This window comes from Streptomyces caeni (assembly GCF_042678285.1).
Lineage (GTDB): Bacteria > Actinomycetota > Actinomycetes > Streptomycetales > Streptomycetaceae > Streptomyces > Streptomyces caeni.
Genome location: NZ_JBHUDX010000004.1, coordinates 38,613 through 57,465, shown reverse-complemented (window position 1 = coordinate 57,465; position 18,853 = coordinate 38,613). Strand labels below are relative to the sequence as shown.

Sequence of the window (18,853 nt, the reverse complement as noted above, 5' to 3'; positions counted from 1 at the left end):
TTCATGCGATCGACAGTACTGCCGTCCACTAGTTTCCACAAGTGGCGAGTCTCGTAATCTGCCGCAGCTTGTGAAGGACTCGTGCACGCCCTCGCGTGGCCTGCTGTCCTTCAATAAAGTTCGAGAAAGTACAAGTGACCGCGAGGGGGAAGTGATGGTGACAGCAGAGCAGGACCACGGGCCGCCCTCCTATGCGACGCTCATCCGCCGCGCCCGCGAAGCCCAGGGCATGAGCCCCGAGACGGCGGCCAGCCATATGCCCTTCAAGTTCTCCGGCTCCAGCTGGCGTCAGATCGAAGCCGGCTACCGGGGGAGCGGAACGAACCGCAAGCCGGTCAGCACCAAGCCGTCCACGCTGGCGGCCATGGCGCACACGGTCGGCATCACCGCCGACCGGCTACAGGAGCATCACGCCGAGGCGGCGGCAATCTTGCGAGAGAGGGAACTCCAGCAGGCACAGCAGGCGCCGGCCATGCAGGAGACGCTGCGCAGGCTCTCGGACAAGGAGCGGCGCATCATCCTGGCCGCGCTGGAGGACGTGGACCTCGAGGATCAGCCCGCGCTCCTGCGCGAGCTGGCCGATGACATCGAAGCGCTGCGCAAACGGCGGGCGCGGCGGGCGGGCCGATCCCAAGATCCGCGTCGCGCTGGGTAGTTGCTATGGCCAGAACTTCATAACGCTTGCGTCACGGTCTCTGCATATATGCGCACTGGTGTCTCAAAACGAGCGCACGATGCATGCCTCATGCACACGCCGACGTGCATGAGGTCCGAGACGCACGCATATGTGGGGAAGGGAAATGGCCATGGTCATTTTCGCGAGCGGTCTCGGCGTCATCATCATCACTGAGGGTCTGTTCTTGCGGCGTCTCCTCGGCGAACTGGCCGAGCTGAGACGGCAGATCACAGGGATCGAACGCACGATGCGCGCCGATCGAGCCCATGTGAAAGCTCTGAGACAACTACTGGCAGAAGACGACGAAGAAGACGAGCCGCCGCTGGTTGCCGCAGTCATCGGCAACGGCGGCAGCCCACCACCCGACATCGGACTCCCGATCAGGCACCTGCCCGGCCTGCTCGCGACCCGGAAACACCTGTCGGTCCTCAAGGGCGGCGGAATCTGCGCCGTCCTCACCATCGCGGCCGACGCCCTGCGGGCCGGCCGCGGACACATCACCGGTGCCCTGGCGGGATCGGCGGTCACAGCAACCACGGTCACCCTGCTGACCGTCACGCCATGGGCCACCGGCGCAGGCCACCAGACGCCGCCCGCCGCGCCCGCGCCGCCGCCGTCCGCACTGTCGCCCGGCTCGCACCCGCCGCAACTCGTGCGCAGCCAGACGACACCGGTGGCCGCCACATCGCCGGCCCCGCCGGAGCCCTCACCGTCCGCGAGCAGCACGCCGAGCCCGACGCCGCTGCCCGACACCGAGCCGGACGCCTCCGAGGCCATGCTCGCCGACGAGCAGCCGGCAGAGGACGGCAGCCCCCAGCCGGCGGACGATGCCACCGCCACGGCATCCAAGTCCCCACCCGGCGCGAGCCACACGACGGGACCCCCGGCAACGCGTCCCCCACGGGCACCGGGCGGGCCTGGGCGAGCCAGGGGCCGCTCTCGCGGGTGCTCCGCGGCCGGGGTGCACGGCTGCTCAGCCCGCGGGTAGCGGCCGCTGCTGGCGCAGGCTGATCCGCTCAGCCACCGGGAGGGGCTTCCTGCCGGGCGAGGGCTTGATCCGCACCTCGCCCAGCAAATCAGGCGTGAGAAGCAGCGCGGCGATCGCCCGCTGCTTCTCGACGCCTGCCGTCTTCCACCAGCGCACGACATCGGTGATCGGCTCGTCGCCGAGCAGCTGGGCGAGCGGCGCCGGGGTGAGCAACTTCGACAGCTTCGCCTCCAGTTCGGCCAGGTCCGTCTCCAGCTCCTCCATGTCCTCGGTCCGCTGGATCCTCGCCCGCGCCGTCTTCGGCTTCGGGGCGGCCCTCAACTCGTCCAGCTCGCCGTTCAGCCGCTCTATCTCGGCGCGCAGGTCCGCCTCTTCCGGGCCTGCGTCGGGCCGGTGCCGCAGCGCCGCGTGACGGTCCGGGCCGGCCAGGTAGGCGAGGACCACGCCCAGCTGCGGCTCCAGGCGCTCGCCGGTGTCCGGGTCGAACCGGTCCAGGTCCCCGATGATGATCCGGTCCGTCTCCTCCTTGTCCACCCACACGTGCCCCTTGGGGTGGCACTGGTAGCCAAGGCCGGCCTTCCGGCCGTTCTTCCTGCGGGCCATGACCGCCATGTACCCGCCGCAGACGTCGCATCTCATCGTCATGGTCAGCACATGCTTGATGTGCGCTCCGGTGTAGGTGCGCCGCGAAGGATCGGCGAGGACGGTCTGCACGCGGTCGAACAGCTCGCGGGGAACAATGGGCGTCCAGCCCTCCCACTGCTCGGGAACCAGCATCCCGTTGTGCTTGCGCAGCCCTGCAAACGCCGGGCGCAGCAGCATCGATCGGAGGTTCTGAGGCGTGAACGGCCGGCCGTCCTTGCGGGTCACGCCGCGCTTCGTCCAGTCCTTGGCGATGGAGTAGATGGGCTCCGGCAGCGTGTCCGTGCTGCCCGCGACGCGTTTGAACAGCTCCAGCACGAGCGGGCCCTCGACCGGGTCGGGATACTGCGCCACGGGCCGGGGGCGGCCGTCGATCACCTCGTAGTCCCGGCGGTAGCCGTACGGCACCTGCCCCTGGGGGCGTCCCTCGCGGGCGGCGGAGTTCAGGCCGCGCAGCGTGCGGGCGGACAGGCGGCGCGCCTCTCGCTCGGCGTCGGCGATGCCGGAGATCAGCTCGTGCCGGTCGTTGTAGTTGCGCGGGTTGTACGGGGGCCGTTCGTGACTGGTGACGTGGATCAGATAGCCGTGCTCCTCGCACAGGTCGATGATCTCCACACCTCGGCCGGTCTCGCGGGCGAGCCTGGAGATCTCCCACAGCACCAGCACATCGCCGGGCTGTCCGAATGCTCCCGTGCGCAGGTCGGTCACGAGCTTCTCGAAGTCGTCGCGGGCCTTGCGCGCGAACTTGGAGGCCGACTCGGCGTCCTTGTACGGTTCGCCCCACGTCCAAGGGCCATAGTCCTGCTCGGACTCCAGGTTGTCCTTGTGCTGGTCCCGGATACTGCGTGCAACGCGGTTCTTGCCCTTGGACACGCGCAGGTACTCGCGAGCCGTGCGGGTGACGGCCTGGCCCGGCGCGGCTTCAACTGCCGTCAGTACGGCCATGTTTCCCCTCCCTGCCGAAACTGGAGCCAGATTACCAATGATTGACGCCGACCCGTGGTGGGCGACCTTGAGGACATCCACCGGTCCCAGCCCGGCTCCGGCCGGCGACCGCAGCAGCGCCTGCTGGGACGGGGGTTCGAGATCACCGAGCAGCAACAGGGTCAGGCCCGCCGACCGCACGAGCAGGGCGACGCTCGCGTCGTTCGGACCGTCCGGGAACGGGGTCGGCAGCGTCGGGGGTACCTCCCCGCCCATCGGCGTCCCCCCGCTCGAACGAAGCCGGGCGTGGGGCAGAACCGGAGAGCTGGAGGGAGGCCACACCACCCGCCAGTCGAGCGCTCCGGTGCGGCGGTGCTCCCCGGCCGCGGCGCGCGTGACGGGGATGTGCCGGGCCGCCGCCTGAGCGTGCACAAACGCGGCCTGCTCCGGTGGTTCCTCGAACCAGGTGGTCTCGATCGCCCCCACCGAGCGCCCGCGCAGCACTCCGGGCAGCCCCGTCACATGGTCGGCGTGGAAGTGGGTCAGCACGACCAGCGGGACACGGGTGATGCCGAGCGCGGCCAGACACCGGTCGACCAGCGCGGGATCGGGTCCCGCGTCCACGACCACGCCCGTGGCGTGGCCCGCGGCGAGCACGGTGGCGTCCCCTTGGCCCACGTCGCACATCGCGAACCGCCAGCCCGGTGGCGGCCACCCGGTGATCACCCGGGTCAGGGGCGGGGGCCGCACCACCACGAGCAGCATCACCGCGGCACAGAGGACGGCCAGCCAGGGACGGCTCAGCAGCCTCCGGCCCACGAGCACCACGACCGAGGTCACCGCCGCGAGCAGCAGCGCCCCTGCCCAGCTGCCCGGCCAGTCCACTCCCCCGCCCGGCAGCGCCGCCCCGGTGCGCGCGATACCGGCGATCCACCCGGCGGGCAGGCCCGCGCACCACGCGAGCACCTTGGCTGCGGGCATGGCCATCGGCGCCGCCCCCAGCGCGGCGAAACCCAGCACCGTCGCCGGCGCCACCGCCAACTCCGCAAGCAGGTTGCACGGCACCGCGACCAGGCTCACCCGCGCCGACAGCAGCGCGACGACCGGTGCGCACAGCGCCTGTGCGGCCGCGGCGGCGGCCAGTGCCTCAGCCGCGCGCGACGGCACCCCGCGCCGTCGCAGCGCCGCACTCCAGCGGGGAGCGAGGGTGAGCAGCGCGCCGGTCGCCAGCACGGAGAGCAGGAAGCCGTAGCTGCGGGCGAGCCAGGGGTCGTAGAGCACCAGCAGCAGGACCGCCGTGGCCAGCGCGGGGATCAGGGATCTGCGGCGCCCGGTCGCGAGGGCCAGCAGCGCGATCGCCCCGCAGGCCGCGGCCCGCAGCACACTCGGATCGGGCCGGCACACGATCACGAACCCGAGGATGAGCGTGCCGCCGAGCAGCGCGGTTCCCCTCAACGGGATACCGAGCCGGGGCGCCAGCCCCCGCCGCTCCGCGCGCTGGGCCAGTCCGGCCGGGCCGATGAACAGGGCCAGCAGGAGGGTGAAGTTGCCCCCGCTGACGGCCAGCAGGTGGGCGAGGTCCGTCTTCTTGAAGGCGTCGTCCAGATCGGGGGTGACCCGTGAGGTGTCCCCCACGACCAACCCGGGCAGCAGTGCCCGCGCATCCGGATCCAGACCGTCGGTGGCCTCCCGCAGCCCGGCGCGCAACGCCCCCGCCCACCGCTGCGCACGGGACGGCTCCCCCACCACGTCGAGCGGTTCCCCGGCCCGTACGCGCAGCACGGCGGCGTGATGCCCCGCGGCCGAAGAGGGCGCCAACCGCGCGGCCACCCGTACCCGGGTGGAGGGCAGCAGGGCCTGCCAGGGCGAGCGTCCGGGTCCGTCCCCGAGGCTGGGCGAGCCGGTCGTCACTGCCACCCGGGACTTCATGTCGACAATCACCAGCACCGGTGTCCGTGTGGCCGTCACGGTCCCGTCCGCTCTCCTCAGACGCCGGACCACGGCGTCGAACAGCACGGCGGTCGGCGTCGCGTGGTCGCCCTCGATCCTGGGCCGGCTCAGCCGTGGATCAGAGGAGACCTCGACCTCAGCGGTCACCTTGGCGTAGGTGCGCGCGAGGGCGGGGACGGGGCCCCGCCGCAGGTCCGCACCGTGCAGCCCGGCGGACTGCAGCGCGGCGGCGGCACAGAGCAGCACGGCGGCGACGGACACCGCCGACCGGGAACCCGGTGCCCTGCGACGGCCCTCGGTACCGCCCGGCGCTCCGGCCCGCGCACCGCCTCGCGCGCCCGATCGCCACACGGTCAGCAACCCGCCTGCCGCCGGCAGGCAGACGGCCACCACACCGGTGACCCACACGGCCGGGGCATCCAGCGCCCAGGCGGCGGCCGCCCACGCCGCAAGCGCGGGTGCGACCAGCCGCAGGTCCGCCGGTCCTTCCGGCCGGGCGTCCTGGTCTCCGGGCCCGACACCGCTGCCGGTGATGCGTGCCGGCGTCCGCGCCCCGCCCGCGGCGTCCGCGTTCGGCGCCCTCATGGCCGTACGAGATTCCGGAGATCGGCGAAGCGGCGTTCACCGATGCCGTTGACGTCGCGGAGCTCGTCGACCGAGCGGAAGCCGCCGTGCCGGGCGCGGTAGTCGACGATGTGCCGGGCGAGGACGGGACCCACCCCCGGCAGCGCGTCGAGCTGGTCCACCGTCGCCGCGCTCAGCGAGACCGGGGTGGCGGGAACCGCGCCGGCAACGGATCCGCCGGTGACCGGGCCCACCGGGTTCCCGCCCGTCACGGGTGCCGGACCACCGACCACGATCTGCTCGCCGTCCACCAGCAGGCGGGCGCGGTTGAGGGCGTCGGTGTCCGTGCCCGGGCGCACTCCGCCCGCCGCACGCAGGGCGTCGGCCACCCGGGACCCGGCCGGAAGCCTGAGCAGGCCGGGCCTGCGCACCTTGCCGCTGACGTCCACGACGACCGCGGCACCCGTCCCCGGCCCCGCTCCGGGACCGGTGCCCGGCCCGTCCCCCGGTTGCGGTCCGGCCGGCGCGCCCGGCTCGACCGACCGCTCGCCCCGCTTCGCGCCCGGCGCCCCGTACGGCGCCGCGGCGCGCACCACCTCGGGCGCCCGCACCTGCCGGGTCCTGCCGGCCCAGAAGTGCTGTGCGGCGAGGACCGCGGCCACGACGAGCAGCACGCTCAGCGCGGCGACGCTCTTGCGCTCCAGTCCGCACCTCGACTGCAGCCACAGCGGCATCCGCTCCCGCACGGCCGGCCCCCACCGCTCCCGCCACATGCGCAGGCCGCCCGTGGCGCCGTGCACGGGTGTGCCGGCCCCACCGGCCGCCGGGGCGACCGGTGGGGCCGGGTCGGCCGCCTCGCCCGTCTCGGACTCGACCGGCTCGACCGGCTCGACCGGGTCCGCCGACACCGGTCCGGAAAGCCCGGCCGGCCGGACCGGCACGGAAAGCCCGGTCGGCACGATGGGTCCAACCGGCACGGCCCGCCCATTCGACTTGACCGACCCGGCCGGCCCGACCGGTTCAGCCGACGCGGCCGCCTCCACGGCGGTCGGCGCCCGGAAGCCACAGGTCCCCCTCCCCGTCGCCGTGCTCCCCCGTGGCTGCCGCCTGTCCCCGGCGGCTCCCGGCGGATCGTTGCCGAACTCCTGCCGCTCGCCCGTCCCTTCCGTGAAGAGCGCCTCCGCGCGCAGGCGCAGTGTGTCGGCGGCCGGCGTCCGGCGATGTCGTCGGGCATGCGGCCGGACGCGCTCGGGGGCATGTCCCGGGGAGTGCCGTGGGAGATGGCGGGTGCGGCCGTCGGAGCCCGGGCCGCGGCCCGGACCGCTCGTGGGAGTCGCTGTACGTGAACGTGATCGAAGTGCCATGCGCCGAGGATCGGGCACACCGCCGAAATCGCGATGATCTTGGTCGATTCCCGGGGATTACTGCCCAGTTGTGGATAACTCCGTCACCCATCCGAGCAGTGGTCACGCCCCGGCCGCCCTGGCGAGCGAGCGGGCACCGCCGCGTCACCGAGGCGAGACAACGGCCCCCAGCAGCCCGGGGCCGGTGTGGGCCCCGATCACCGCGCCGACCTCGCTCACATGCAGTTCGGCCAGCCCGGGCACCCTTCCGCGCAGGCGGTCGGCCAGGGCCGATGCCCGTTCCGGGGCCGCGAGGTGGTGGACCGCGATGTCGACCTGCGCGCTGCCCGCCCGCTCGACCACGATCTCCTCCAGACGGGCGATCGCTCTGGACGCCGTGCGCACCTTCTCCAGCAACTCGATACGGCCGCCGTCCAGCTGCAGCAGGGGCTTCACCGCGAGCGCCGAGCCCAGCAGTGCCTGAGCGGCGCCGATCCGGCCGCCCCGCCGCAGGTAGTCGAGGGTGTCGACGTAGAAGTACGCGGAGGTGCCGGCGGCCCGCTTCTCGGCGGCAGTGACCGCCTCGTCGAGGGTTCCGCCCGCCTCCGCGGCCTCCGCGGCGGCGAGGGCGCAGAAGCCGAGGGCCATCGCGACCATGCCGGTGTCGACGACGCGCACCGGCACGGGAGACCGGCGCCCGGCGAGCACCGCGGCGTCGTACGTGCCCGAGAACTCCGAGGAGAGATGCAGCGAGACGATGCCGCTCGCGCCCGACTCGGCGACCCTGCGGTAGGTCTCGGCGAAGAGCTCGGGGCTGGGCCGGGACGTGGTGACGGGCCGTCGCTTCTGCAACGCCTCGGCCAGGGAACGGGCTGAGATCTCGGTGCCCTCTTCGAGCGCCCGGTCGCCCAGCACCACGGTCAGCGGCACCGCGGTGATGCCGTGACGCTCCATCGTCCGCGGCGGCAGGTAGGCCGTGGAATCAGTGACGATCGCGACATGGCGGGGCATGAGCTGGAGGTTACCTGCCGCAACGCCCGGGTGGCAGCCCGGCCCCTCCGACCTGGGCGCACCTTGACGGAATCATGTGGTGCTCTCGGGGCGGGGCTTCTTCTGCCAGGAGTACGCGAACCGCTGTCCCGGCGGGGCGATGGACGGGCGGGCCGGCTCCTGCGGCGCACGGGATTCGGATGTCTGCGGCCGCATCCGGTCGGGGACGGCAGGGTCCTCGGGAGCCGACGCCTCCGGCCACGACGGGGCGGAGGGCATCGGCTCCTCCTTGGTCCAGTGGCGCAGCGCGCCCGCCTCCACGTCGATCTGTGCGCTCAGCGCGTCCAGATCGTCGTCGGCGAACCGTCGGGCCCTGTCGAGTGCCGCCCAGCGCAGCGAGTCCGCCGACCGTGTGATCCGCTCGGCGCGCTCGCGCAGTTCGGGCAGGCGGGAGGCCAGGAGGCGCCGGTCCGGCTCTGCTTCCAGCCGCTTGAGTTCGGCGTCGAGTTCGTGTCCGTGCGCGCTGAGCCGCCGGAAGAGGCCGAGTGACTCCTTCAGCGACGCGTCCTCGGCGGCTCCGGCGCTCAACGCGTCCTGAGTGGCGCGCATCGAGGTGCGCAGCTTCAGACGGAGCTGGGCGAGTTCGCCGGACGGTCCGGGCTGGGCAAGGGTTCTGGCGCGCAGGGTGGTGTCCTCGACCGTGCGCCGTGCCTGCGCGATCGTCCGGTCCACGCCGCGTTTGGCCGCGCCGATCACCTTCACCGTCGCGTATGCCCCGAATGCGACGCACAGCACGAACAGGAGCACGACGACGGTCAAGAAGGCTTCCACGACGACGCTCCTCCTCGGGCCGGCCAGAGCGGCTGGTGCACCGCTCCTCCACGGTAAACGCAGCAGGCAGGCCCGGGGTTCCGCAAGAACCCCGAACCTGCCCGTAGGGGACTACCCGGACATGGGCCGTGCGGCCCGACATCCCTGGTGCACGGGAGGGTGGGGCGCCCGGCGGCCGTCACACCGTGACGATGTTCACCAGCTTGGGCGCGCGCACGATCACCTTGCGGATGCCGGCGCCGTCCAGCGCCGCAACCACCTTCTCGTCGGCCAGCGCCGCCTTCTCCAGCTCCTCCTCGGAGATCGACGGGGAAACCTCCAGGCGCGCCTTGACCTTGCCCTTGACCTGGACGACACAGGTGACCGTCTCGTCGACGACGTACGCCGGGTCGGCCACCGGGAAGTCCTGGTGGACGACCGAGCCGGTGTGGCCCAGCCTGTGCCACAGTTCCTCGGCGATGTGCGGGGCCAGCGGCGCGGTCAGCAGCACCAGGGCCTCGGCGACCTGGCGCGGCACCGGCCGGCCCGCCTTGGTCAGGTGGTTGTTCAGCTCGGTGATCTTGGCGATGCCCGTGTTGAACCGCAGGCCCTCCAGGTCCTGGCGCACTCCGTCGATGGCCTTGTGCAGGGCGCGCAGGGTCTCCTCGTCGGGCTCGGCGTCGACGACGGTGACCTCGCCGCTCGCCTCGTCCACGACGTTGCGCCACAGGCGCTGCAGCAGCCGGAACTGGCCCACCACCGCGCGTGTGTCCCACGGCCGCGACACATCCAGCGGACCCATCGCCATCTCGTACAGGCGCAGCGTGTCCGCGCCGTACTCGGCGCAGATCTCGTCCGGAGTGACCGCGTTCTTCAGGGACTTGCCCATCTTGCCCAGCAGCCGGGTGACCTTCTCGCCCTCGTAGTGGTAGGCGCCGTCGCGCTCCTCCACCTCGGCGGCGGGCACCGCGATGCCCCGGCTGTCGCGGTAGACGTATGCCTGGATCATGCCCTGGTTGAACAGCTTGTGGAAGGGCTCCGCCGAGGAGACGTACCCCAGGTCGTACAGGACCTTGGACCAGAAGCGCGCGTACAGCAGGTGCAGCACGGCGTGCTCGGCGCCGCCGACGTACAGGTCGACGCCGCCGTGCGGCATGCCCTCGCGCGGGCCCATCCAGTAGCGCTCGATCTCCGGGTCGACCAGCTTGCGGTCGTTGTGCGGGTCCAGGTAGCGCAGCTCGTACCAGCACGAACCCGCCCAGTTGGGCATGGTGTTGGTCTCGCGGCGGTACTTCTTCGGCCCGTCGCCCAGGTCCAGGGTGACGTTGACCCACTCCTCGTTGCGGGACAGCGGGGTCTCGGGCTGGGTGTCGGAGTCGTCCGGGTCGAAGGTGCGCGGCGAGTAGTCCTCGACCTCCGGCAGTTCCAGCGGCAGCATCGACTCGGGCAGCGCGTGGGCGACTCCGTCCTCGTCGTAGACGATCGGGAAGGGCTCGCCCCAGTAGCGCTGGCGGCTGAACAGCCAGTCGCGCAGGCGGAAGTTCACGGTGCCCTCGCCGATGCCCTTGCGCTCCAGCCACTCGGTGATGCGCGCCTTGGCCTCGACGACCCTCTGGCCGTCCAGGGTCACGGTCCCGCCGGCGGAGTTCACGATCTTCGCATCGTACGAGTCGAAGGCGTCGTCCCACGTGGACGGGTCGGTGCCACGGCCGTCGGACGGCTCGACGACACAGCGCATGGGCAGCTCGAAGGCCCGCGCGAACGCGAAGTCACGGCTGTCGTGCGCAGGGACGGCCATGATGGCGCCGGTGCCGTAGCCCATCAGCACGTAGTCGGCGATGAAGACGGGGATCCGCTCGCCGCTGACCGGATTGGTGGCGTAGGCGCCCGTGAAGACGCCGGTCTTGTCCTTCGCCTCGGCCTGCCGTTCGACGTCGGACTTCGAGGCGGCCTGGGCGCGGTAGGCGGCGACCGCCTCGGCGGGCGTGGCGTGGCCGCCGGTCCACACCGCGGGCGTGCCCTCGGGCCAGGCGTCGGGGGTGAACTTCTCGACCAGCGGGTGCTCCGGCGCCAGCACCATGTAGGTGGCGCCGAACAGGGTGTCCTGGCGCGTGGTGAAGATCGTGATCGCTTCGCCGTCGATGGGGAAGTCGACGCGGGCGCCCTCGGAGCGGCCGATCCAGTTGCGCTGCTGCAGCTTGATGGCCTCGGGCCAGTCCAGCTCCTCCAGGTCGTCCAGCAGCCGGTCGGCGTAGGCCGTGATGCGCATGTTCCACTGACGCAGCTTGGCCTTGAAGACGGGGAAGTTGCCGCGCTCCGAGCGGCCGTCGGCGGTGACCTCCTCATTGGCCAGGACCGTGCCCAGGCCGGGGCACCAGTTGACGGGCGCGTCGGAGGCGTACGCCAGGCGGTACTCGCCCAGGACACCGGCGCGCTCCACGGCGCTCAGCTGGTTCCACGCGCGCGTGGTGCCCGGAATCGCTCGCTCACCGGATTCGAACTGGGCGATCAGCGCGGAGATCGGGCGGGCCTTGCGCGCCTCCTCGTCGTACCAGGAGTTGAAGATCTGCAGGAAGATCCACTGGGTCCACTTGTAGTAGTCGGGGTCGATCGTGGCGAACGACCGCCGCTTGTCGTGGCCCAGGCCCAGCCGGCGCAGCTGGGTCTTCATGTTCTCGATGTTGGCCTCGGTGGACACGCGCGGGTGCGTGCCGGTCTGCACGGCGTACTGCTCGGCGGGCAGGCCGAAGGCGTCGAAGCCCAGGGTGTGCAGGACGTTGTGGCCGGTCATGCGCTGGAACCGGGCGAACACGTCGGTGGCGATGTAGCCCAGGGGGTGGCCGACGTGCAGACCCGCACCCGAGGGGTACGGGAACATGTCCATGATGAACTTCTTGGGCTTGGCGACCAGCTCCGGGTCTCCGGCCAGGTCTCCGCTGGGGTTCGGCGCCGCATAGGTGCCCTCGGCATCCCAGAAGTCCTGCCAGCGTGCCTCGATCTCGGCCGCCATGGCGGCCGTGTAGCGGTGCGGCGCGGCCTCCGCCGACACGGCAGCGGCGGCAGCGGGGTTCGTCTCGCTCATGATCCTCAAAGCTCCATCGATCGTCTCTGCCAGCGGAAATGAAAAAGCCCCTCGCACAGGAGGGGACGCCGCGCCGATTCCGGCCATCCGATTGACCCGGTGGTCGGGACTGATCAGCGCGGCTCGCTAAGCAGAAGGCGTACGGCACGCATGGCGCCAGGGTACCGCAGCGCCCGAGCGCATCGCGACGGGCTTCCGCCTGCACGCACCGGCAGCGGAGGGAGGTGAACCCAACGCGCGGCGGAGCCGTACTGAGACCCGGACGGTCAGGTTGTGAAGGTCTCGAGGAGCTGAACAACATTCAAACGCTACTTCGCGTAACACCAGCTAATCGGACAACACCACCACCCCGTTGCCCTTTGATAACAACGCAATAACTCAAACCTCGTACCGCTCGGTTTGGAGCCACCTAAAGTGCGGCAGCGGGACCGCCTTCCCGAAACCTTTCGGAGTGACCCCCATGAACCCTCAACGTAGTAACAGCTCGCTCCCCAAGCCGGGTCGCTCGGCCTACGGTGTGGCGACGGTCGTGGTGCTGCTGCTGATACCCGTGGTCGTGCTGTACGGAGGCAACTGGCTCCAGGAATTCCTCAACTTCGGCGCGGGCGTCGTGGCGCTGGTCCTCCTCACCTGCTCGGTGATCTGGGGGCTCGTCGCCCAGGACCGGCTGCTCCTCAACATCCGCCAGCGGATCGTGGCCCAGGCCGTCCACCGGGTGACCGCCGTCGGCTCGATCGCCTTCCTCGTGGTGCACATCGGCATCAAGCTCGCGCTCGAACACACCGTGTGGATCGCCGCGGTGATCCCCTTCGGGCTCGGCTTCAGCGGTATCGGCGGGCTCGTCGGGCTCGGCACCCTGGCCGGCCTGCTCATGATCTTCGTGGGCGTCACCGGTGCGCTGCGCAACCAGTTCGCGTCCCCGGCCCCGGTCGCGGCACGCTGGCGGGCGATGCACATGCTGGCCTATCCGGCCTGGTGCGCGGCCCTCATCCACGGCCTGTACGCCGGCCGTGCGGTGAAGAGCCCACTCTTCACCTACCTGTACGAACTGTCCTTGCTCGCGGTCATGGCGGCCCTCGCGCTGCGCGCCGCGCCCCGCCCGTACAAGCGCAAGATCGCCGACCGGCTCCTCGCGATCTTCGGGAGCGAGGAGCCGCCGGGCCGCGACGACCTGGAGGAGAGCCGCGCCCGCGCCGCCGAGTCCGCCATGGCGGGCTTCGGATCGCGCTCCACGGGCCGCTCCGCCTCCCGCGAGGGACTGGTTCCCCCGCAGTCCTCCGCCCCCCTCTACGAGGCCCCCTCGGCCCGCACCATGACCCCGGAGTCCGGCAACGGCTTCGCCGCCGCCTACCGGGCCGTCTCGCCCACGCCGCGCGCACAGTCCCCGATGGCGCCCGACGCGACCCAGCGCATGGACATGCCACTGGACATGCAGTCCACGGAGGCAATGCCGCGCGTCGACGGGCAGGGCGGCACCTCGGGCAACTGGCCGATCCCGTCGCCGCCACCCGTCGGCGAGGCGCCCCAGTCCTCCTACGACCCGCTCAACGACACCGGATACAGCATCCCGGCCTACGGCAACGCGGGATACAACGGGTACGGCACGAGTGACATGTACGACACAGGCGAGACGAACGCACCCTACGGCACGTACAACCCGAACAACACGTACAACAGCGGTCCCACGGCGGAAACGCGGCCCGGCGTCTATGACACGCCGGGCGCCGGCGAACCCTGGAACGCGCCTTCCGGAGGCTTTAAGTGAACGAGGCCCTGCCCGACGTCCCAGAGGTCCGTGTGGTCGGGCTTCCGCAGCTCACGTCGGGCTTCGACCTTGTCGAGCGACTCGACCTGCCCATGCACCTCAAGGTGCACGGCCCGCTGGAGCCGGTGGGCGGCGAGCAGCTCGCCCAGCTCGCCGAACAGATCTCCCTGAAGGGGCGCGGCGGCGCGGGGTTCCCCTTCCACAAGAAGCTGCGGTCGGTCGCCGAGTCGGCGATCCGCCGCGGCATCCGGCCGGTGGTGGTCGTCAACGGAAGCGAGGACGAGCCCGCCTGCCGCAAGGACACGGTGCTGATCAACCGCGCGCCGCACCTCATCCTGGACGGCGCCCTGCTGGTCGCCGAGGCCCTGGGCGCCCGCACCCTGGTCGTCGGTGTGACCCGTGCGTCCACCGAGAGATCCATGGAGCAGGCGCTCAGCGAGCGCGGGCTGAGCAACCGCCGCGGAGCACCGATACGCGCGCGGGTGCAGCGCAATCCGGTGCGCATGGTCACCGGCGCCGCCTCCTCGCTGATCCGCTCCATCGACGGCGGCCCGGCGATCCCGCCCGGCCGCAAGGTCAGCGCCTCGCAGACCGGCGTCGGCGGCGCCCCCACGCTGCTGTCCAACGCCGAGACGTTCGCCCAGCTGGCGATCGCCGCGCGCATCGGGGCCGAGCGCTACTGCAACACGGGGCTGTACGACGAGCCCGGCACCGTCATGCTCACCGTCTCCGGGGCGGTCAACCGGCCGATGGTGATCGAGGTCCCGACGGGTGTGCCGCTGCGGTACGTGCTCCAGCTGGCCGGCGCCCCGCCGGTGCCGCAAGGCGTGCTGACCGGCGGCTACCACGGCAAGTGGATCGACGCGGCCACCGTCAACGAGGCGGTCGTCTCGCGCAACTCCCTGGATGCCGTCGGCGGCTCGCTGGGCGCCGGCGCGATCCTGCCCATCAGCCAGGAGACCTGCCCGCTGGGCGAGTCCCTGCAGGTGGCGAAGTGGCTGGCCGAGGAGAGCGCGGGCCAGTGCGGTCCCTGCTACCTGGGCCTGCCGGCCGCGGCACGCGGCATGGAGGACATCATCAACGGCGGCGGCCCCGCCGCGCTGGAGGCCCTCAAGCAGGTCGCCAAAGCCGTGAAGAAGCGCGGCGCGTGCTCGCATCCGGACGGCTCGGCGATGTTCCTGGAATCGACCATCAAGGCGTTCACGGACGATCTGGCCGCCCACGTCCTCGGCAACGGCTGCGGCAGGCCGGTGGAGGGCGTGCTGCCGCTCTTCGAGGGCGGCAGGGCGCCCACGGGCATCCCCGGCGGCGGACAGGCGGAGCCGGAGGCGGGTGCCAGCAGGCAGAAGATCTTCGTCGACTGGACGCTGTGCCGCGGCCACGGCCTGTGCGCGGACATCCTCCCGGAGGTCTTCGAACTGGGCGCCGACGGCTTCCCGACGGTCGCCCAGGCGCCGGTGCCGCTGTACGCGGAGGCGAAGGCGCTGCGGGCCGTGCGCCGCTGCCCGGCGCTCGCACTGCGGATCGAGGAGGACACACGGTCCGGTCCGTCCTCCCGCAGCAACCTGCCCGTGCTGTCGCAGGGGCGAGGGCGCCGCGCGCTCGGCCGCTGAGCGCGCGGGATGAGGGCCGCCCGCCCCTCGCGGGTGGTCCTCATCCCGCAGCGGCTCCCGGATCCCCGCCGCGCGCGAGCACACCCGCACACGACGAAGGCGGTCCATCCGATCGGATGGACCGCCTTCAAGTCCTGTGGAGCTAAGGAGAATTGAACTCCTGACCTCCTGCATGCCATGCAGGCGCTCTACCAACTGAGCTATAGCCCCGTGCGGTGCCCCGCCGGGTTTCCCCGGCGGCGACGCCAACATTACACGCTCCTCCCGGTGCACCACCAAATCGTTTCCGTCGGGTACGGGTTGGGAGGCCGCTTTGCGGGGGCGTGCCCCGGTGTCCGCGTTCGCCCGCGTCAGGCGGTGGCGAAGGAGTAGAAGCGTTTGAGGGTGCAGTGCTCGTCCAGGAGACGGCCGTAGATCGGCTCGCCCTCCAGCTCACGGTAGGTCTCGATCGGGTCGCCCTTTATGATCAGCGCCCGCGCGCACTCCTCGCACCAGTACTGGTAGTCGGGGTTGACCGGCTCCATGTCACGGACGATCGGTGTGCCGCTGCCGCACCAGTCGCACTTCCGCCTGTGTGCACCCATCGATCAGCTCCAGCTGTGGCCGCAGGCCGTGCACACGTAGGAAATGCCGCCGTTGTCGCCGAGGACCTGGGCGACATGGGACGAGCCGCAGGAAGGGCAGTCCAGGAGGGTGCCAGTTTGACGTGCCACCGCCACTGCGAGGGGGTCGCCGGTCCCCTCGCGGATGCTCCCAGGCATCGCTACTCCCTCCCGTCGGGCCGCGCACCCTTCCGGCCGTTTGATTCTGCCACGGCCGGGCCAATACGGTCAGCGACGCCTGCGTACCAGTCCGGACACGGCTCCCAGCACAGCCGTCGCGGCCAGCGCGTACATACATGCGAGGAGCGCGTCCGAAGAGGTATACGCCCCCAGGGCCCCAAGTGACTCAAGCCGGTTCAAGAACAGTGTGCCGAAGGCCGCGACACCGATCAGCTGGCCGAGCTGGGTGACCGTCGCGAGCAGTCCGCTGGCGTCCGCCGCGTCCTCGGGCCGCACGGTGGCGAGGGCCCTGGTGAGCGTGGGACTGAAGCTCAGCGCCAGGCCCACGCCGACGCCCGCGAGGGCCACGTACAGCCACGGCCCGCCGTCGCCCCCGCCGTGCAGCGCCCGGCCCACGCCGGCCACCGAGAGGGCGGCGAGCAGGAACCCGCCGGGGATCAGGGCGCGCTGCCCGGAGGCGGGCCAGCGCCGCCAGGTCAGACCGACGAGCCCGAACACCACGGCGGTGGGTGCGAAGGTGAGGCCGGCCCGCAGTGCGCTGTAGCCGAGGCCGCCCTGGATGTGCAGGGTGAGGGAGAACAGGAATCCCGCGTTGACGGCCATCACGGCCAGCAGCCGGACGACCGCGAGGCCGATGCCCGGGTGGCGCAGCACTCTCGGGGCGATCAGCGGTGCCCCTCCGCGCCGGGCGAGCCGGGACTCGTACCCGCAGAACAGCGCGAAGACCACCACGGAGACGGCGAGGCACAGCCGGGACCACAGCGGCCAGTCCTCCTCCTGGCCGAGGACGAGCGGCACGGTCAGCAGCGAGACGGCGGCGCCGAGCAGTGCCAGACCTGGCAGGTCGAGGCCGCGCGACCGTTCCAGGGCCTGGGCGTCGTCGCGCGGCAGGACGCGGCGGCCCATGGCCAGGAGCACGGCGCCGACGGGCACATTCACGAGGAACACCGGCCGCCAGCCGGTGCCGAACAGATCGGCGCTGACCAGCACGCCGCCCAGCACCTGCCCGGCGGCGGCACCGGTGGCGAGGACGGCGGAGTACACGCCGAGCGCCTTCGCCCGTGCCTCGCCGGTGAAGTGACGCTGGATCAGGCTGAGCACCTGCGGGATCATCAGGGCCGATCCGGCACCCTGCACCAGCCGGAAGGCGATGAGCTGCCCCGTGGTCCCCGCCAGTCCGCAGGCCAGCGAGGCGGCCGTGAACACCGCGAGTCCGGCGAGGTGGACCCGCCGGTGCCCGAGCAGATCGCCGAGGCGCGCCCCGGTGATCAGCAGGACGGCGTACGAGATGGAGTACCCGGCGACCACCAACTGCAGCCCGGCCCCGCTCGCATGGAGTCCGGAACCGATCGCGGGTACGGCGACGTTCACGATGAAGACGTCGAGCAGGGCCATGAACTGCGCGGCGAGCAGGACCGCGAGCAGCCGGCCCGGACGAATGTCAGTGGCGTGGGTTCTACTGGTCGCAGGACGGATCGCGGGACGGGAGCCGGGGCCCGCGGGGGTTGTCGTCGTCATGCCTCCGAGCCTGACGACGGTTGGATACGGGTAACGAGAGCCCACCGATGCTGGTACTGACAGCACCTGGCAGCGTCCGGCTCCGGTCCCGACCATGGACGACGGGGGATGTGAGGACGATGGGGACGACACAGCGCCGCAGGCCGGAGCTGGCCGCCTTCCTGCGCAACAGGCGGGCCCGGGTGACGCCCGCCGACGTGGGCATGCCACCGGGGCTGCGGCGCCGGACGCCGGGCCTGCGCCGCGAGGAGGTGGCGCAGCTGTCCGGCGTGGGCGTCACCTGGTACACGTGGCTGGAGCAGGGCCGCCCCATCAACGCCTCGCCTCAGGTCCTGGACGCGGTGGCGCGCACCCTGCGCCTGGACCAGCCGGAGCGCGAGCACCTGTACCACCTCGCGGAGGTGCCCTACGGGCACTGTCCCGCGGGGCTGCCCGGGCGGGTCGGCCCGGAGATCCAGACCGTCGTCGACGCCCTCGACCCCCATCCGGCGGTCGTCTACAACGCGCGGTACGACGTCCTCGCGACCAACCCCGCCTACAGCGACCTGTTCCAGCTCCCGCCGAGAGGGGACACCGGCAGGCCCAACGCGCTGTGGATGCTTTTCACGGTGTCTGAGCAAGCCTGCCCGGTGGTGCGCCGGGACGAGGAGCTGCCGGTGATGGTGGCGACCCTGCGCTCCGCATACGGCAGACATGTGGGCGAGCCGGCCTGGGAGGACTTCATACGCGCGCTGTCGGCGGCCAGCCCCCACTTCGCCGCGCTGTGGGCGAGCGGTGAGGTGGCCCCGCCCGGGCCGCGGGTGAAGACCTTCCGCCATGGGGCGGTGGGTGAGCTGCGGATGACCTCGGTGTCGCTGTCGATCAACGGAATGCCGGAGTGCCGGATCGTGGTGTACACACCGGAGGACGCGGACGCCCGGGAGAAGGTGGCGCTGCTGCGGGAGCGCAGGCAGCGGCTGTGGCCGCCGTCGGACAGGGAACCGGCCGATGTGATGTGAGCCACACCGCGCACGAAAAATCCCGCCCCTCGCGGGACGGGATCCTTCGGTATCGGTCTTTGACAACTCAAGAGTGTCGATCTGTGGAGCTAAGGAGAATTGAACTCCTGACCTCCTGCATGCCATGCAGGCGCTCTACCAACTGAGCTATAGCCCCTCGCCCCACGCGGCCGAGCCGCATGGTGTTCCGCCCCGCTCGGCGAGGCGA

The 18,853-nt window shown here is 71.7% G+C and carries 13 protein-coding genes, 2 tRNA genes and 1 pseudogene; 5 read left to right on the top strand and 11 right to left on the bottom strand.

Annotated features, from left to right (window positions below):
• Window positions 1-154: 154 nt before the first annotated feature.
• Complete coding sequence (locus ACFSL4_RS01430) at window positions 155-655, top strand: hypothetical protein (protein WP_381077260.1); 501 nt, start codon at window positions 155-157, stop codon at window positions 653-655.
• Between the two features lie 151 nt (window positions 656-806).
• Window positions 807-1,664 (top strand): hypothetical protein, encoded by an 858-nt coding sequence (locus ACFSL4_RS01425; protein WP_381077257.1) that lies wholly within the window; start codon window positions 807-809, stop codon window positions 1,662-1,664.
• Here the strand turns inward: ACFSL4_RS01425 and ACFSL4_RS01420 are convergent.
• The 6 genes and pseudogenes from ACFSL4_RS01420 to leuS form a co-directional block, all read right to left on the bottom strand.
• Window positions 1,650-2,624, bottom strand: coding sequence for a recombinase family protein (locus ACFSL4_RS01420; RefSeq protein ID WP_381077710.1), 975 nt, complete (start codon window positions 2,622-2,624; stop codon window positions 1,650-1,652). The genes ACFSL4_RS01425 and ACFSL4_RS01420 overlap by 15 nt on opposite strands.
• Before the next feature lie 114 nt (window positions 2,625-2,738).
• A pseudogene (locus ACFSL4_RS01415) lies at window positions 2,739-5,765 on the bottom strand (ComEC/Rec2 family competence protein); the annotation flags it as partial.
• The gene (locus ACFSL4_RS01410) at window positions 5,762-6,544 is read right to left on the bottom strand and encodes a ComEA family DNA-binding protein (protein WP_381077707.1); all 783 of its coding nucleotides are present in this window, start codon (window positions 6,542-6,544) and stop codon (window positions 5,762-5,764) included. The gene ACFSL4_RS01410 and the pseudogene ACFSL4_RS01415, both read right to left, overlap by 4 nt.
• Before the next feature lie 708 nt (window positions 6,545-7,252).
• The gene (locus ACFSL4_RS01405; protein ID WP_381077254.1) at window positions 7,253-8,098 is read right to left on the bottom strand and encodes a DegV family protein; all 846 of its coding nucleotides are present in this window, start codon (window positions 8,096-8,098) and stop codon (window positions 7,253-7,255) included.
• Between the two features lie 72 nt (window positions 8,099-8,170).
• A complete protein-coding gene (locus ACFSL4_RS01400) occupies window positions 8,171-8,908 on the bottom strand; it encodes a hypothetical protein (RefSeq protein ID WP_381077252.1) in 738 nt (245 codons plus the stop codon).
• 178 nt (window positions 8,909-9,086) lie between these two features.
• Complete coding sequence (gene leuS / locus ACFSL4_RS01395; RefSeq protein WP_381077250.1) at window positions 9,087-11,969, bottom strand: leucine--tRNA ligase; 2,883 nt, start codon at window positions 11,967-11,969, stop codon at window positions 9,087-9,089.
• Window positions 11,970-12,429: 460 nt separating this feature from the next.
• Here leuS and ACFSL4_RS01390 point away from each other — a divergent pair, with 460 nt between their 5' ends.
• Both ACFSL4_RS01390 and ACFSL4_RS01385 read left to right on the top strand, forming a co-directional pair.
• Window positions 12,430-13,734, top strand: a complete 1,305-nt coding sequence (locus tag ACFSL4_RS01390; protein WP_381077248.1) for a cytochrome b/b6 domain-containing protein — start codon at window positions 12,430-12,432, stop codon at window positions 13,732-13,734.
• Window positions 13,731-15,347 (top strand): NADH-ubiquinone oxidoreductase-F iron-sulfur binding region domain-containing protein, encoded by a 1,617-nt coding sequence (locus tag ACFSL4_RS01385; protein ID WP_381077246.1) that lies wholly within the window; start codon window positions 13,731-13,733, stop codon window positions 15,345-15,347. Before ACFSL4_RS01390 ends, ACFSL4_RS01385 begins: the two co-directional genes overlap by 4 nt.
• A gap of 137 nt (window positions 15,348-15,484) precedes the next feature.
• Here ACFSL4_RS01385 and ACFSL4_RS01380 read toward each other — a convergent pair.
• The 4 genes from ACFSL4_RS01380 to ACFSL4_RS01365 all read right to left on the bottom strand — a co-directional run bounded on the left by ACFSL4_RS01380 (window position 15,485) and on the right by ACFSL4_RS01365 (window position 17,542).
• Window positions 15,485-15,557 (bottom strand) — tRNA-Ala (locus tag ACFSL4_RS01380).
• Window positions 15,558-15,697: 140 nt separating this feature from the next.
• Window positions 15,698-15,931, bottom strand: coding sequence for a hypothetical protein (locus ACFSL4_RS01375; protein ID WP_016643127.1), 234 nt, complete (start codon window positions 15,929-15,931; stop codon window positions 15,698-15,700).
• A gap of 3 nt (window positions 15,932-15,934) precedes the next feature.
• Entirely contained in the window at window positions 15,935-16,108 is a 174-nt protein-coding gene (locus tag ACFSL4_RS01370) for a hypothetical protein (protein WP_381077242.1), read from the bottom strand.
• A 69-nt stretch (window positions 16,109-16,177) separates the two neighbouring features.
• Window positions 16,178-17,542, bottom strand: a complete 1,365-nt coding sequence (locus tag ACFSL4_RS01365) for an MFS transporter (protein WP_381077705.1) — start codon at window positions 17,540-17,542, stop codon at window positions 16,178-16,180.
• Window positions 17,543-17,766: 224 nt separating this feature from the next.
• On the opposite strand from ACFSL4_RS01365, the gene ACFSL4_RS01360 reads away from it, so the two are divergent.
• On the top strand, window positions 17,767-18,645 hold the full coding sequence (locus ACFSL4_RS01360) for a helix-turn-helix transcriptional regulator (protein ID WP_381077240.1): 879 nt from the start codon (window positions 17,767-17,769) through the stop codon (window positions 18,643-18,645).
• Between the two features lie 84 nt (window positions 18,646-18,729).
• On the opposite strand, the gene ACFSL4_RS01355 is transcribed toward ACFSL4_RS01360, so the two are convergent.
• Window positions 18,730-18,802, bottom strand: a tRNA-Ala gene (locus tag ACFSL4_RS01355).
• Window positions 18,803-18,853 lie beyond the last annotated feature (51 nt).

What these genes read in the sequence shown, in the direction of transcription:
- ACFSL4_RS01430 (WP_381077260.1), top strand. Translation starts at nt 155, where the DNA reads ATGGTGACAGCAGAGCAGGACCACGGGCCGCCCTCCTATGCGACGCTC.
- ACFSL4_RS01425 (WP_381077257.1), top strand. Translation starts at nt 807, where the DNA reads ATGGTCATTTTCGCGAGCGGTCTCGGCGTCATCATCATCACTGAGGGT.
- ACFSL4_RS01405 (WP_381077254.1), bottom strand. Translation starts at nt 8,098, where the DNA reads ATGCCCCGCCATGTCGCGATCGTCACTGATTCCACGGCCTACCTGCCG.
- leuS (WP_381077250.1), bottom strand. Translation starts at nt 11,969, where the DNA reads ATGAGCGAGACGAACCCCGCTGCCGCCGCTGCCGTGTCGGCGGAGGCC.
- ACFSL4_RS01390 (WP_381077248.1), top strand. Translation starts at nt 12,430, where the DNA reads ATGAACCCTCAACGTAGTAACAGCTCGCTCCCCAAGCCGGGTCGCTCG.
- ACFSL4_RS01375 (WP_016643127.1), bottom strand. Translation starts at nt 15,931, where the DNA reads ATGGGTGCACACAGGCGGAAGTGCGACTGGTGCGGCAGCGGCACACCG.
- ACFSL4_RS01370 (WP_381077242.1), bottom strand. Translation starts at nt 16,108, where the DNA reads ATGCCTGGGAGCATCCGCGAGGGGACCGGCGACCCCCTCGCAGTGGCG.
- ACFSL4_RS01360 (WP_381077240.1), top strand. Translation starts at nt 17,767, where the DNA reads ATGGGGACGACACAGCGCCGCAGGCCGGAGCTGGCCGCCTTCCTGCGC.